Below are 14783 nucleotides of genomic sequence, written 5' to 3'. Positions count from 1 at the left end.
TAATATTAGTGGTCTAGGACGGATCCCAATTATATTTTCGTGAGGGCCTTTATGATCTGAAAAGAGAATGCTATAGTAATACCTATTTACATACCGCAATTGAATAGATACTATTTTAGTAGACAACACGAAAGGCTGAATGAAATGCATGTTACTTTAGACCCATCGGTATTGCTAATTTTGATTGTTTTCGGATTTTTGGCATCGTTTATTGATTCGGTTGTAGGGGGTGGCGGCCTGATCGCATTACCTGCATTATTATTTACTGGGCTGAATCCGGCAGGGGCAGTAGCGACCAATAAACTAGCTTCAACTATAAGTTCTTTAACGAGTACATTTATGTTTTATCGGTCAGGTAAACTTGACATAAAGTCGGTTTATAAATTATTTCCGCTCACTTTTATCGGTTCGATGCTTGGTGCGTGGACTGTTCATTTAATTAACCCTGAAGTGCTCAAGCCATTGATGCTGGTTATGCTTGCTGCTGTTGCTATTTATACTATTTTTAAGAAAGAGTGGGGAAGCGTTTCAACTCCAAAGAAATTGTCCATCCAGCACTTGATTATTTTTTCGATTGCCATTTTTGCAATTGGTTTCTATGATGGATTTCTTGGTCCTGGGACAGGCTCATTTTTAATTTTTTCCTTTTTATTGGTTGGATTTGATTTTTTAAAAGCTGCGGGGAACGCGAAATTTCTAAACTTTGGCAGTAATATTGCCGCATTGTTGATGTTCATGTTTCTAGGACAAGTAAATTACACTTATGGATTAATAATGGGTGCTGCTCAGCTCGCTGGTGCCATTTGCGGCTCAAAATTTGCCATCAAAAAAGGAAGCGGTTATGTTCGTGCGCTGTTTATTGCCGTTACCTGCTTATTGCTTGCGAAAAATATTTATGATTATTTTCATTAAATTCAAAAAAATGGTTATTAAATTAATCACGGAAATTATAGAGTTTTATAGAAATATTTTTAAAAAATCCCATGCGTATAATAATTTACGAGGAGACTGAAGATGGAATTACAGACAGAAAGACTAAAAATTGTTCCTTGCACAGATGAACTATTATCAACAATTTCACCAGAGGATTACAAAATTGGCCCTCATATAAAGCTGTTTTTGGAGAAACTTAAAGAGGATTCTACTCAATTTGGTTGGGGTGTTTGGCTAGTTTTCAATAAAGAAAACAATACGATTATTGGGGATATTGGATTTAAAGGTAAACCTAATTCAGAAAATACGGTTGAAGTAGGCTATGGAATGATCCCTTCAGCACAAAACAAAGGCTATGCAACGGAAGCTGTCAATGAAATTATTAATTGGGCGTTTACAAATGATCATGTAGATAAAGTAGTTGCTGAGTGCCTGCATGATAATATTCCATCCATTAGAGTATTAGAAAAGTTGAAGATGAATAAAATTGGAACAGTGAATGATATGTTAAAATGGGAATTAATAAAGGTGAGATGAAATCATTAAATTGCGCTATAATTTAATTTTAAAGGGGGTGCGTACAGATGGAGAATCACGTTAGATTGTCTGGTACTTCTTCTACTCATGCAAAGCCTATTATTGGAAAGGCGATACTTTGCATGGGGCGAGACAGTTAATTTTATCGCTGATCAAGCTTTTCTAATATTTTGGCTTTGCACCTTATTTTATTCAAATTCAAAATAAGGAGCGAGCAAAATTGAAGTATATGAATGCAAACAAAATTCTGCCGGAAAAGCTAGTTGTGGAAATCCAAAAGTATATTCAAGGGGAAACCCTTTATATTCCTAAACAGAAAACGGAGTATCGGAAATGGGGAACTTCAAGTGGAGGAAGACGGCTGCTTGACCGCCGAAACAGCGCCATTAGAAATTCTTTTATTAGTGGCAGCAGCATCCAGCAACTGGCTGACGATTATTATCTTTCACCTGAAACGATTAAGAAAATTGTTTATTCACATAAAAAGTAGGAGAGCAGCACTGGTGAAAATCCTTCATCAGTGCTGCTTTTATGTAAAGGCTCTTTTCTCAGAGATTGTTGCTTTTTAACTATATTGAAAACACCGAGTGGATTGGAGCGAAAGGCGCTTGACTCCTGCGGGAAATAGAGGAAAGGTCGAGACCCCGCAGACGGAACGTCGAGGAGGCTCGACTTCCTCCCCGCGGAAAGCAAGCGCCTGTAGCGGAAAGGAACGGACAGTGTTATTCCCAAAAACAACAAACTTTACGAAAGGAGCCTATGTAAAAAACATTTCTAAGTCATTTTATCCATTTATGGAGTTTCAAATATTATTTAAAATAAGTGCAATAATACTTCAGCAAAATGAATGGAGATAGAAAAGATGACTGAAAAGTTTATTAAAAATGAACAATTAAATTATATAAAAAAACAGATTGCTATAATTAGGGACAGTACCAAAAAGAACGTACCTCAAAACGTTTTGACTGCTGTGATTGACTTAGCCAATACTAAAATCTCCGATCTATTTCCAAATTCCTCTTTGGAACAACAAGAAATGTTGGATCTTTCGAGACTGAAAACAGATAAAGAGTATGAGCAATATATCCAGCATCTTTCGGACTATTTGCTGCCCTTTCCACAAATCACCGAACAGCATTTGAAAAAAATGTTTCCAAAACATAAAAAATTAAAAATGCCTGATTTAGCAAATATAGACCACAGTCAACTGACCTATTTAAGTTGGAACGATCTAAGGTCCAATAAGAAATTTATCGTATATGAGCTAGAGGGGAAAATGGTCGGCATTGAATGCGAATTTGCACCAACTAGTAAAAAAAATCTTTGTTCCTTCTGCAATTGCTTTGGTGAGGTTGCCTATTTTTCTACTGTAACAAAAGCTAAAAAATCTAAGAACCCAGATTATTACAAGGCCATTGGGAATCTTATTTGTGCCGATAGCAGAGAATGCAATAAAAAAATAACCAATGTTGAATATTTAACAACTTTTCTAAAAGACTCCCAAGGGGTGTGAAACTTCGCAATAAAAGAGAAATTATCATATTTGAACAATGCTTAAAATTAAAATACAAACCATTTTATCCTGTTACTCTCACTTCTAATAATTCCAAAAGAAAATAATTTAGTTTATAATACGGCTATCAAATTTTTTTAGGGGTTATTTATGGGACTTATTTCAGAAAAAGTTATTATTATCTCTCTGTTTTTATTGATCATTACAATGATTGAAACATTAGCTTATTCAACAAGAATTTCAGGGGCTAGAGTAAGATTAATCGCCACTGCTTTATCTTTGTTTAGCACATTGGTAATTGTTTCAAGGTTTTCTACAATGATACAACAACCTCTTACAGCAAAACTTATTGCAGAGGCACCTGATGTAAACAAATTGCACTATATAGAGGAACAATATAGAATCTTAATAGCTGTGACCTCCATAGGGGTTTTGTTGGGGATCCTTTTATTTCCGACGTTTATCAATATCTTTTCAAGAGCCATTGTTCAACTTTCAAATCAACGTGGTTCAATCATTGCGCTGTTTGTTCATCAATTCAATCGAAATGGCATAAGAAAAGTTTTGATGTGTTTAAGGATGCCGAGATTTGCCTATTTGAAGGGAATTACCTTAAAAACCATTCCAAAACGGCTCTTTGTGATTAATGTCATTATTTCAGCTGTTTTTACGATTGGCGTTCTATCTTCCATTTATGCTTCAATGTTAGTTCCTAAAGATTATGCTCAGGCAGCATTGATGTCATCTGGAATTATAAATGGTATCGCAACAATACTTTTGACATTGTTTATTGACCCCAAAGCGTCGGTGTTAGCTGATAGAGTAATGAAAAAGCAAACCGATTACATTTACTTAAAAAGCTATTCTCTGACGATGATAAGCTCTAAATTCTTGGGGACAATTGTTGCTCAACTGCTATTCATCCCTGCAGCATACTATGTAGCTTGGTTTGCTAAGTGGATTTAATAAATTCATAAAATACTGTCATCCTTTAAGGGATACAGTATTTTTATTTTGCCTTCTATATATTGGAATAGGTATTATTTTAATATGATCGTTTAGTGGAGGATTTGAAAAAGAAGGCTATTTGACCAAAAGAGGGTTATTTGAATGGTATTAGAAAATAAATTGACAAAAAAATTATCTAGAAGACTGCTTTTACGAGATTTAATTTTTGGAAGTAAAAGCAGCTTAATTATACTTCTGCTTTATGTGATAGTGTGGAGAGTTTTGTACACCATTACCAAAATAGGACAATTGAAAACGAATATACCGATCTTTTTAGGAATCAGCTTTCTGTTGTTGTTAATGCTTGTCCATATTTTTGTTGTTTATCGTAAGTTAGTGAAAAGAGAGATGAACGAAGTTTCAAAAATTTTTAACCCTGTTCATCCAAACTTTTGGAAATGGACGGTTATTCTCTTTACACTGGTTACGATTGTTGGAGGATATTATGTTGGATCAAATGCTGTTAATTTTAACGGAGCATTAGCCTGGAAAATCCAGGCGTTAAAAACAGACACACGAATAAAGCTAGAGAATAATAATTTTTATGAAACAAAGTTAGATGGAATATTAGATTCTGTAAATGCGATGATGGAACTGGAGCCGTATTTAATGACCAATGATCTAAAAATAGAATCTTCGCAGGATGGGACAATCACAGAAATCTATATGTATCTCTACGATTTTGACCAAAATCAGAAATTACAATCAGGATATTTAATTTATTTTGATAAAAGAAAGGACAAAAAGGTTAAGATCCATAAACAAGAATGGAATGGGGAAGGAACAACAGTTTATGATCCGAACAACGATGTATCGATTGTCATCAATATGCTGAAATGGATACCAATTAAAGAGGAAGTAAAACGTTGGAATGAAGAACATTATGCTATCCTGTATAAAGGAATAAGAAACTGGGGGATTGTTCGGGACGGGATTCACTATTTAGATGAAAAAGGTAATACGATCCCTTCAACAGCCGATTCAGGAAACTCAGGCCCAACGATCTCCTTATACGTCCCAGGCAAGGAGGATTTAATGACTCCACAACGTTATATATATAAACCAAATTTTCATGAAGAGTAAGTTTATATTTTGAATGAGGGATGAAGTTAATTGATAAAAACGAATAGAAGGTTAATTATTTTTAGTTCCATATTAATTGGTATCTTCATTATCTTTCAAATGTTTAATGGGGATCATGAAAATCCTAATATGAAACCAGTCGAAGTGAAAAAGGTAGATATAAACAGTAAACTTCCATACACCCTTCAAGTACAAGAAAGTGATCAAAAACCAGAAATGATTGCTTACCGAATCTGGTTTGATTTCATGAATGATTTAGAGAGCGATGGTGCGATTGCTGGTAAGAGCTTTACTAGATTTACTAAGTTATCAGGGGATGAGAATTTCTTTGTGGCTGCGGTCGTTTTTCAAGTTCAGTTACCAGAGGGAACACAAAAAATCGATTATGGTTGGGGAAAGATGGGGGAGAACCGAGTCGTTCCAAATATCGTCTGGAAACTAAGCATCAAAAAGGAAGAAAATTTAACATACACACTAACCAATATTGAAAAAACAAACGATACGCAAATCGGGCTTCCGCCTGTTGAAACGTTGAAAGAATATCGAAAGAATGCCGGAATTGAAGAGCCATCGAAAAAAATAGGTTATGAGATTAAGGATGATAAACTCAGGGTCACTTATAATAACGGTAAGAAATGGAAAGTAGTTCCTGTTCCGGTGGAATATTTAATAGGCAGTGGATTGGGCGGTACGGAACAACATTTACTGGATGGAAGCTATGTAATTACACCGGAGATAACGGCGTTTGTACTTAACAAAGGATTGACGGTCCTAGTTAGCAGGGATAAAGGAAAATCCTGGGATGAAGTATTGGTATCGGACCAGCTGCCACAATTAAGGCTGCGAATGCTGGGGTTCACATCGGACAAGGATGGTTTTCTCATCGTGACAGGTGATAAAACGATGAGCTGGGAGGCACATTATGTATTTAAAACAAACGATGGCGGACAGTCATGGTACAAGTCTGGATCGGTAAAGGACGTCTATTCCTTAGTGACAGACGGAGGGTTTATGGACGATCAATTAGGGTTTATCTCCTTTGGTGAATTACGATATGAAGCACAACCACCAATTCCAAATTTATATCGGACAATCGATGGCGGGGCAAACTGGGAACGTGTAGAGGTTCCGATACCGGAGGAATATAAGGGCTACTTCACAATAGCAGAGATTCCTGCCTTCCACGGAACGGAAGGAACTTTGCTAGTGAATCAAGGTCCACAAGGTGATTATTTGGGAGGAAAGGTATTGGCAAAGTTTACCTCTCAGGATCAAGGGAAGACATGGTCCTTTGCCGGTTTGGTCGATCCTGATGGGGTACTTCGCGCAAAATAAGTTTTTGAGAGCATTCTTTTGTCTTGAGGAATGCTTTTTTTATCTGAAATTATTACTTATACAATAAAAATATTATAATATTAAATAAAAATTTATTGAAAAACGATAAATGGTATGTTAAATTCGAATTGACAATAAATAAGTGAGGTGCTTTTCATGAAAAGAGGATCGACACTCTTTTTAAAGTTAACTGTTATTCTGATGGGAATCCCAGTTCTCGCTTTATGCATCTTTTTGGTGCCTGAGTTAGGGGATTTTGCAGCCAAACTGCTTCCGCAGTTTTTCTTAATTAAATATCTCGTTGCGATTATTTTTTATGCATCGGCGATACCTTTTTACTTTGCGTTGTTTCAGGCTTTCAAACTACTGCGCTACATCGACAAAAATGAAGCCTTCTCTGAAATTTCTGTATATGCATTAAAGAAAATTAAATACAGTGCCGTTATCATCAGTGCCTTGCATGTGCTGGTCTTGCCGCTCTTTTATCTTTTTGCAGAAAAAGACGACGCTCCTGGTGTCATCATTGTCGGATTAGTCGTACCCTTTGCTTCCATTGTGATTGCCGTCTTTGCTGCTGTTCTCCAAAAGCTTTTAAAAGAGGCGATTGATATAAAATCAGAAAATGATTTAACGGTCTGAGGTGAGAATTATGGCGATTATAATCAATATTGATGTGATGCTGGCTAAAAGGAAAATGAGCGTGACTGAACTTTCGGAGAGGGTTGGAATCACAATGGCGAACCTTTCGATATTGAAAAATGGAAAGGCAAAAGCGATCCGTTTTTCAACCTTAGAGGCAATTTGTAAGTCTTTAGATTGTCAGCCTGGAGATATTTTAGAATACCGAGCTGATGAAGACACACTAGGTTAATATCGTGGGACAATTTAACACTGAAAGGAAAAGAATGATTTCTATGGATCAACTTCATAAAAGGGGCTCTGCTCTTGAATTTAGCCACTCAAACATAAAGGGCCAAATCATGAGAGCAATAAGACAACTTGTTCGTTTTGGCTGGGAGCAGGCCCTATCCTGTTTGTTTCCTGTTGTTATTTTTGCCTCTTTAGCATTTACAAAAATCATGCCGCTTCCCTTCTTGTCACGGTATGACTGGCTGCTTATCATCTGCCTGCTGATGCAGTGGTGGATGGTGCGTTCGGGGCTTGAAACACGGGATGAACTAAAGGTTATCACAGTGTTCCACCTTATCGGGCTGGCTCTGGAACTTTTCAAGGTACATATGGGCTCCTGGTCCTATCCGGAGGAAGGGTATTTTAAGATTTTTGGAGTGCCTTTGTATAGTGGATTCATGTACGCAAGTGTTGCAAGTTACCTGTGCCAGGCGTGGAGAAGGTTGAAGGTTGAACTGGTAAAGTGGCCGCCGTATATCACGGTTGTGCCACTTGCAGCCGCAATTTATTCGAATTTTTTCACTCACCATTATTGGATGGATGTTCGCTGGTGGTTATCTGGACTAGTCATGATCGTCTTTTGGAAATCATGGGTCACATTCGAGGTGGGCAGTACTCGTTATCGTATGCCAATCGCACTTTCTTTTGTGCTCATTGGATTTTTTATCTGGATAGCAGAAAATATCGCAACGTTTTTTGGAGCATGGAATTATCCAAACCAAACCAATGAATGGAGTCTCGTCCATTTAGGTAAAGTGAGCTCATGGGTCTTATTGGTAATTGTCAGCTTCCTTATTGTAGCCACGTTAAAGCAGGTAAAGGGAAAAAATCCACTAAAGCAAGTAAAAAGTAAGAAGTTTAAAGGTGGAGTGATTCAAATTGATAAAAAATATTAGTCTTATAAACGAAAAAATAAAAGATTTTTCATTACAAAAGATAGAGTTTATTGCCGGCTTCGTTTTGAACTATCAAAATAGGTCTTTTACAGACAATTGTTTACTCGACATAGATTTTATTATTAAGGATCATGACAAACAATATATTGCCTGCTTTCGCTTCCACAACCCTAATAGAATCAAATTCGAGAGTGCAGGTGTCTATCATCAAATGTCAATTGAGATTTTTGATATAAGGGATAGGGGCTGGGAGAATAAGAAATTTGAAGTGATCGACTACGAAGAAGATTCCTTGCATTTTTATTGTACAGACATTGAAGTAATTTCTGTAAGGGAAACTCAATATATTATTTCGTTTTCATAGAGTCAATGAAGACCAAAACGGCTCAGGCCGAGGAGGAAAATGGTCTTCATATGGTCAATGAAGACCAAAATGGTTTCGGCCAAGTAGGAAAATGGTCTTCATAAGGTCAATGAAGACCAAAATGGTTTCGGCCAAGTAGGAAAATGGTCTTCATAAGGTCAATGAAGACCAAAATGGTTTCGGCCAAGTAGGAAAATGGTCTTCATAAGGTCAATGAAGACCAAAATGTTTTCGGCCGAGGAGGAAAATGGTCTTCATCTGGCTAATGAAGACCAAAATGGCTCAGGGCAAGGAGGAAAATGGTCTTCATAAGGTCAATGAAGACCAAAATGTTTTCGGCCGAGGAGGAAAATGGTCTTCATCTGGCTAATGAAGACCAAAATGGCTCAGGGCAAGGAGGAAAATGGTTTTCATATGGTCAATGAAGACCAAAACGGCACAGGCCGAGGAGGAAAATGGTCTTCATAAGTGCAATGAAGACCAAAATAGCTCGGACCGAGGAGGAAAATGGTCTTCATAAGTGCAATGAAGCCCAAAACGGCTCAGGGCTAGGAGGAAAATGCTCTTCATAAGTGCAATGAAGACCACAATACGGCTCAGGCCGAGGAGGAAAATGGTCTTCATAAGGTAAATGAAGACCAAAACGGCTCAGGGCGAGGAGGAAAATGGTCTTCATAAGGTCAATGAAGACCAAAACGGCTCAGGGCGAGGAGGAAAATGGTCTTCATAAGTCTAATGAAGACCAAAATCGATCAGGGAGAGGAGGAAAATGGTCTTCATAAGGTCAATGAAGACCAAAACGACTCAGGCTGAGGAGGAAAATGGTCTTCATCTGGCTAATGAAGACCAAAATGGATCAGGGCAAGGAGGAAAATGGTCTTCATAAGTGCAATGAAGACCAAAATGGATCAGGGCAAGGAGGAAAATGGTCTTCATAATTGCAATGAAGACCAAAATAGCTCGGGCCGAGGAGGAAAATGGTCATCATAATTGCAATGAAGCCCAAAACGGCACAGGCCGAGGAGGAAAATGGTCTTCATAAGGCAAATGAAGACCAAACGGCTCGGGGCAAGGTGAATAATAGCCTTCATAAGCTGGATGAAGGCCAAAATGCCCTTCATCGGCATTACTTGTAAGCACTTTTCAGTAGTTACGAACGATTCTTGCTGCTTAATTTCCAAGTATAGTTCACAATAATAATAGAAACGAAAATAAAGTTAAAAAAATACCAAGGTAAAAGGATTTGGACCTGTATATTGCAGAATTCAATCCTTTTTTTACTTTAGTAAATTTTTCCTTGTTTTTAATAAATATGACAAATGAATTTGTCTGTATGGTAAAATATAACTATGTTTCCAAATAGAGGGGGTTGCTATATGAGTGAGATTGTTTGGGGGAGTCCAGCTAGTTTATTTTGTTTAGGCTTTTTCCTTGCGGGACTGGGAGTTTTTATTAAGTTGTCAAGAATGCCGAAAAAATAATAGTAGCATGACAAAGCTATTAGGGACAGAAGTTAAGAGCCAGCAGCCTCCATAATGGGGCTTTTTTTTTTGTAGGGCCAGCTAGTTGTATAATAGCTTAATTTACAATTCCACTGTATTTGGTTGAACGACGGCTTATGCTGTCGTTTTTTTTGTTTGAGGGAAATTATTAGTATGCTAGCTGATACATCTATATAAGAAGATAGGTATGGGCATTAGTTCTCATTAATGAGGAATCAATAAATATTATAATAGATTCGAAGTTAAAATTTCTATATTATGTAAAAATTGTTAATGTCTAGTGTTGTGAAGGTTAAAATTTTCGTTAAACAAATGGAAATACCTAGATGAATAGATATAGGTGTTGGTATGCCCTAGTACTTCCATCCAAGGAAAGGAGGACAAATATTATAGATTTGGAAGTATTTCTTTAATAGAGGGTAACAATAAAACAGAATAGAAGGAGGAACACACTTGAAGAGGCTAAGAAAACAGATATTTGCCGTAACGACAATGTTAGTCATGTTGATTAGCATGGTTCTCCCATTTCGGGCACAAGCGGCTGAACCTATTACGGTTGCAGAGGCAATTGCCAATAATAAGGGGACAGCCACTGTGGCAGGGTATATTGTAGCTTATACAGCGAGTGGAGGTAGTGGAAAAGCTACATATGATTTTGAGGCTCCATTTAAAGATGATACAAACTTTGCCATCGCAGATAGCCCAACGGAAAGGGACGCAACCAAAATACTGCCCGTCCAAATCCCTAGTAGTTACCGCTTAACCTTTGGATTATTAACGAATCCCTCAATTATCGGTAAAAAGGTTTTTGTTATGGGTTCACTTGAAGCTTATTTTTCAGTACCTGGCCTAAAATCTCCAACGGCCATGTCATTTGACGGCACAACGCCACCTCCAGTTGAACCTCCAGCAACGGGCGAAACCGGTATAAAAATTCGTGACATTCAAGGTCAATCTCACACTTCACCTTATAAAGATAAAAATGTGGCAGAAGTACCAGGGATCGTAACCTACGTAGTAGACGGCAGCAATTTCTACATGCAGGATCCAAACCCAGATAACAACTCCAATACATCAGAAGGCGTTCTTGTCTACAAGCCATCTCACGGTGTAACAGTGGGGGATAGCGTAACCGTTTCGGGACTTGTAAAAGAGTGGGTACTAGATGGTTATGCAGAGAAGCTGCAAACCGATTTAGCGATGACTGAAATTAATGCCCAATCGGGAAAGGTTACAAAGGTTTCAAGTGGAAATGAGCTTCCGACTCCAATCGTAATCGGTAAGGATGTGTCACCGCCAACTACTGTCATTGACAACGACCAATTTGGGGCATTTGACCCGGCGGAGGATGGCATTGACTTTTATGAAAGCTTAGAAGGTATGCTTGTTTCAATCGAAAACCCAACTGTAACAGGACCGCAGAAATATGGTGAAGTACCTGTCATTGCGGGCCATGTGGATGGAAAAGCCTATACAAAAGAAGGAACTCCTCTTTTAACAAAAGAAAATCAAAATCCTGAAAAAATGCTTCTTCAGCTTGATGATCGCGAGTTTGTAACGAAAGCGGGGGACACTTTTGATGGAACGGTCACAGGAGTGGTCAGCTATACGTTCAGCAACTTTAAGATTCTCACAAAAGCAGCTGATTTACCTAAGCTAGTCGAACGTCCAAGAACGAATGAAGTAACGACGATTCAAAAAGAAGAGGACAAACTAACCATTGCAGGCTACAACATCGAGAACTTCGTAGCAACAGACACGGCCAAACGTGATAAGCTGGCAAAATCAATGGTCGATAACTTAGGGTCTCCAGATATCATTGGGCTAGTTGAGGTGCTTGACGAAAGCGGGGAAACAAACAATGGTGTTGTCAAAGCGGATGCAAATTATAAGGCATTAAGTGATGCCATCAAGGGCTTTGGCGGACCAGCCTATGCTTGGACAGACATCGCTCCAGTGGACGGGAAAGACGGCGGAGTGCCTGGAGGAAATATTCGTGTCGGTTATCTTTACAATCCTGCTCGTGTAACCCTGAACGACGCACCAAAGGGTAATGCCACAACGGCTGTCGCTTACGAAAATGGTTCTCTTACCTTAAACCCTGGCCGCATTGACCCAACAAATGCTGCATTTAACAGCAGCCGGAAGCCGCTTGCAGCGGAGTTCACTTTCCAAGGTGAAGAAGTCATTGTCATTAACAATCACTTCAACTCAAAAGGAGGGGATGAACCTTTATTTGGAAAAAATCAACCACCGCACCTTGAAAGTGAAGCACAGCGTGTGCAAATCGCCACAATCGTGAATAACTTTGTCTCTGACATAAAAGAAATGAACGAGGACGCAAATGTAGTGGTATTAGGCGACTTAAACGATTTTGAGTTTTCAGTACCACTTGCAGCATTAGAAGGTGATGACTTAACGAACTTAGTTGAAACATTGCCTGCTTCTGAAAGGTACACGTACAACTATCAAGGAAATGCACAAGTATTGGATCATATGTTGGTATCCAATAACTTAGCAAAAAATGCAAAGCTAGATATCGTGAACTTTAACTCTCCGTATATGGAAGAACATGGACGCGCTAGTGATCATGATGCACTTGTTGCTCAGTTAGATTTTCCAGTAGAAAAAGGACCATTCAGCATGTCCCTTCTCCATACCAACGATTCACATGCATATGTAGAGCAATTCCCACGACTGATTACGGCTGTGAACGAAATGCGGTCCCAGAAGGAAAACAGCCTGCTGCTGCATGCAGGGGATGTGTTTTCAGGAACATTGTATTTCAGACAGTATCTTGGCATGGCAGATTTGTATTTTATGAATCAACTAGGCTATGATGCAATGACGCTTGGAAATCACGAGTTTGATAAGGAATCGGCCACTCTTGCAAACTTTATCAAGCAGGCAGAGTTTCCAATTGTGTCCTCCAACATAAACGTGACGAAAGATTCAGAACTAGGGCAACTATTCCATGACTCAATCGGAGGCACGAATGAACAAGGGGAAATCTTCCCAGCCATTATTAAAAAAGTGGATGGAGAAGATGTAGGGATCTTTGGATTAACAACAGAAGATACAACATTCCTAGCGAATCCTAGCGATGACATTGTTTTTGAAAATGCAATAGAAAAAGCCAATGCGACGGTCGAAATGCTTGAAGCACAAGGCGTAAACAAAATTATTGCCTTATCTCACTTAGGCTATCAACCAGATCTGGATTTAGCTGAAAAGGTAGACGGAATTGACGTCATTGTTGGCGGGCACTCCCATACAAAACTAGATGCGCCAGTGGTTGTAGATAAAGCGGAACCGACGCTAATTGTCCAAGCTAATGAGTATTTAAAATACCTTGGTGTTGTGGATGTAACATTTGACGAAAATGGTGTGATTTCTGATTACTCTGGTGAACTAAAGGATTTAAGTAAGTATACAGAGGATGCTGCAGCAAAAGCGAAGGTGGAGGAGTATAAAGCTCCATTAACAGAACTGCAAAAACAAGTGGTAGGAAGTACATCTGTTGCATTAAATGGTGAACGCGATGATGTTCGCAGCAAGGAAACGAACCTAGGAAACCTAATTGCCGACGGAATGGCAGCGAAAGCCAATGAGTTCATCCCAACGTATATCGCCATGCAAAATGGCGGCGGAATCCGTGCCTCCATCGATCAAGGAGATATTACATTAGGAGAAGTGTTAACTGTACTTCCATTCGGCAACAGCCTAGTCACTTTAGACCTAACAGGTAAAGAAATACTTGCTGCCTTAGAGCATAGTGTGAGCGCACCTGGTGCAGGCGGATTCTTGCAGGTCTCAGGTTTAAAATTCAAGTACGATCCAGCGAAACCTGTTGGAGAACGCGTCTGGTATGTGGAGGCTTTAACCTCTGATGGTTATGAAGAACTCCAACCGGATAAAACGTACCGTGTAGCGACGAATGCCTTTACTGCTGACGGCGGCGATGGATACGATATGTTTAAAACAGCGAAGGACGAAGGTCGTATTACAGAGTTATATATTGTAGACTTTGAAGTGTTTACTTCCTATTTAGAAAAGTTCAATCCGGTTGCACCAGCTGTTGACGGCAGAATCGTCCAAGAAGTTGCGGACAGCGCAGCTCCAGAGGCTCCTTCTGTGAACGAAGTGACGGACCAATCGACTAAAGTAACAGGCAAGGCAGAATCAGGTTCAACGGTAGAGGTGTCTGTTGATGGAACCATTATCGGTTCAAGTACGGCTTTAGAGGAAGGAAGCTTTGTCATCGAGATTGCGAAACAAGCAGCTGGTACCAAGTTAGCCATTACGGCAACAGATTCGGCTGGCAATGTAAGTGAAGCGACAGTCGTGACAGTTAAAGATGTAACTGCTCCAGATGCTCCACAGGTTGATCCTGTCATTCATAATGATACGGTTGTGACAGGTACAACAGAAGCCGGTGCAAGTGTTAAGGTAATGATGGGCCAGGTGGAGCTAGGTACAGCTATAGCAGATGCTAACGGTCTGTTTAAGGTATCCCTGCCAAAGCAAAAACACAAGAATATCTTAACGGTGACGGCCACAGATGCTCCTGGTAATGTTAGTATGGAAACGGTTGTTGACGTATTAAAGAAAAACGAGAAGTAAGAGAGAAGGCAGGCTGCTATTTGAGCAGCCTGCCTTTTTTAATAAACATAATATTACAGAAACAGTATATTCAAGTAACG

Annotated in this window: 13 protein-coding genes; all 13 read left to right on the top strand. The window is 39.0% G+C overall.

Translation table 11 applies throughout. The features are described from left to right. Window positions 1-144: 144 nt before the first annotated feature. Window positions 145-912 (top strand): TSUP family transporter, encoded by a 768-nt coding sequence (locus ACZ5AE_RS17315; RefSeq protein ID WP_464573652.1) that lies wholly within the window; start codon window positions 145-147, stop codon window positions 910-912. Window positions 913-1014: 102 nt separating this feature from the next. Continuing rightward, a complete protein-coding gene (locus tag ACZ5AE_RS17310; RefSeq protein WP_464565853.1) occupies window positions 1015-1470 on the top strand; it encodes a GNAT family N-acetyltransferase in 456 nt (151 codons plus the stop codon). Window positions 1471-1690: 220 nt separating this feature from the next. Continuing rightward, on the top strand, window positions 1691-1960 hold the full coding sequence (locus ACZ5AE_RS17305) for a CD3324 family protein (RefSeq protein WP_464565852.1): 270 nt from the start codon (window positions 1691-1693) through the stop codon (window positions 1958-1960). A gap of 372 nt (window positions 1961-2332) precedes the next feature. Then, window positions 2333-2983 carry a FusB/FusC family EF-G-binding protein gene (locus ACZ5AE_RS17300; RefSeq protein ID WP_464565851.1) on the top strand — a complete coding sequence of 217 codons (651 nt, stop codon included), beginning with the start codon at window positions 2333-2335 and terminating at the stop codon, window positions 2981-2983. A 150-nt stretch (window positions 2984-3133) separates the two neighbouring features. Beyond that, window positions 3134-3949 (top strand): lipid II flippase Amj family protein, encoded by an 816-nt coding sequence (locus ACZ5AE_RS17295; RefSeq protein WP_464565850.1) that lies wholly within the window; start codon window positions 3134-3136, stop codon window positions 3947-3949. A gap of 162 nt (window positions 3950-4111) precedes the next feature. Next, the gene (locus tag ACZ5AE_RS17290) at window positions 4112-5074 is read left to right on the top strand and encodes a hypothetical protein (RefSeq protein WP_464565849.1); all 963 of its coding nucleotides are present in this window, start codon (window positions 4112-4114) and stop codon (window positions 5072-5074) included. Between the two features lie 30 nt (window positions 5075-5104). Then, entirely contained in the window at window positions 5105-6409 is a 1305-nt protein-coding gene (locus tag ACZ5AE_RS17285) for a WD40/YVTN/BNR-like repeat-containing protein (RefSeq protein WP_464565848.1), read from the top strand. 156 nt (window positions 6410-6565) lie between these two features. Further along, a complete protein-coding gene (locus ACZ5AE_RS17280; RefSeq protein ID WP_464565847.1) occupies window positions 6566-7048 on the top strand; it encodes a DUF2975 domain-containing protein in 483 nt (160 codons plus the stop codon). Window positions 7049-7058: 10 nt separating this feature from the next. Next, entirely contained in the window at window positions 7059-7280 is a 222-nt protein-coding gene (locus tag ACZ5AE_RS17275) for a helix-turn-helix domain-containing protein (RefSeq protein ID WP_464565846.1), read from the top strand. 109 nt (window positions 7281-7389) lie between these two features. Beyond that, the gene (locus ACZ5AE_RS17270; protein ID WP_464565845.1) at window positions 7390-8214 is read left to right on the top strand and encodes a DUF817 domain-containing protein; all 825 of its coding nucleotides are present in this window, start codon (window positions 7390-7392) and stop codon (window positions 8212-8214) included. Further along, the gene (locus ACZ5AE_RS17265; protein ID WP_464565844.1) at window positions 8198-8578 is read left to right on the top strand and encodes a hypothetical protein; all 381 of its coding nucleotides are present in this window, start codon (window positions 8198-8200) and stop codon (window positions 8576-8578) included. Before ACZ5AE_RS17270 ends, ACZ5AE_RS17265 begins: the two co-directional genes overlap by 17 nt. A 995-nt stretch (window positions 8579-9573) precedes the next feature. After that, window positions 9574-9714, top strand: coding sequence for a hypothetical protein (locus ACZ5AE_RS17260; protein ID WP_464565843.1), 141 nt, complete (start codon window positions 9574-9576; stop codon window positions 9712-9714). An 819-nt stretch (window positions 9715-10533) separates the two neighbouring features. Next, window positions 10534-14703, top strand: coding sequence for a 5'-nucleotidase C-terminal domain-containing protein (locus tag ACZ5AE_RS17255; protein ID WP_464565842.1), 4170 nt, complete (start codon window positions 10534-10536; stop codon window positions 14701-14703). Window positions 14704-14783: the final 80 nt, after the last annotated feature.

Source organism: Neobacillus sp. S1227, from assembly GCF_055385255.1.
This window is presented reverse-complemented; position numbering and strand designations above follow the sequence as displayed.

Coding starts and splice junctions, on each gene's coding strand:
- ACZ5AE_RS17260 (WP_464565843.1), top strand. CDS start 9,574: ATGAAGCCCAAAACGGCACAGGCCGAGGAGGAAAATGGTCTTCATAAG.
- ACZ5AE_RS17315 (WP_464573652.1), top strand. CDS start 145: ATGCATGTTACTTTAGACCCATCGGTATTGCTAATTTTGATTGTTTTC.
- ACZ5AE_RS17300 (WP_464565851.1), top strand. CDS start 2,333: ATGACTGAAAAGTTTATTAAAAATGAACAATTAAATTATATAAAAAAA.
- ACZ5AE_RS17295 (WP_464565850.1), top strand. CDS start 3,134: ATGGGACTTATTTCAGAAAAAGTTATTATTATCTCTCTGTTTTTATTG.
- ACZ5AE_RS17270 (WP_464565845.1), top strand. CDS start 7,390: ATGAGAGCAATAAGACAACTTGTTCGTTTTGGCTGGGAGCAGGCCCTA.
- ACZ5AE_RS17275 (WP_464565846.1), top strand. CDS start 7,059: ATGGCGATTATAATCAATATTGATGTGATGCTGGCTAAAAGGAAAATG.
- ACZ5AE_RS17280 (WP_464565847.1), top strand. CDS start 6,566: ATGAAAAGAGGATCGACACTCTTTTTAAAGTTAACTGTTATTCTGATG.
- ACZ5AE_RS17310 (WP_464565853.1), top strand. CDS start 1,015: ATGGAATTACAGACAGAAAGACTAAAAATTGTTCCTTGCACAGATGAA.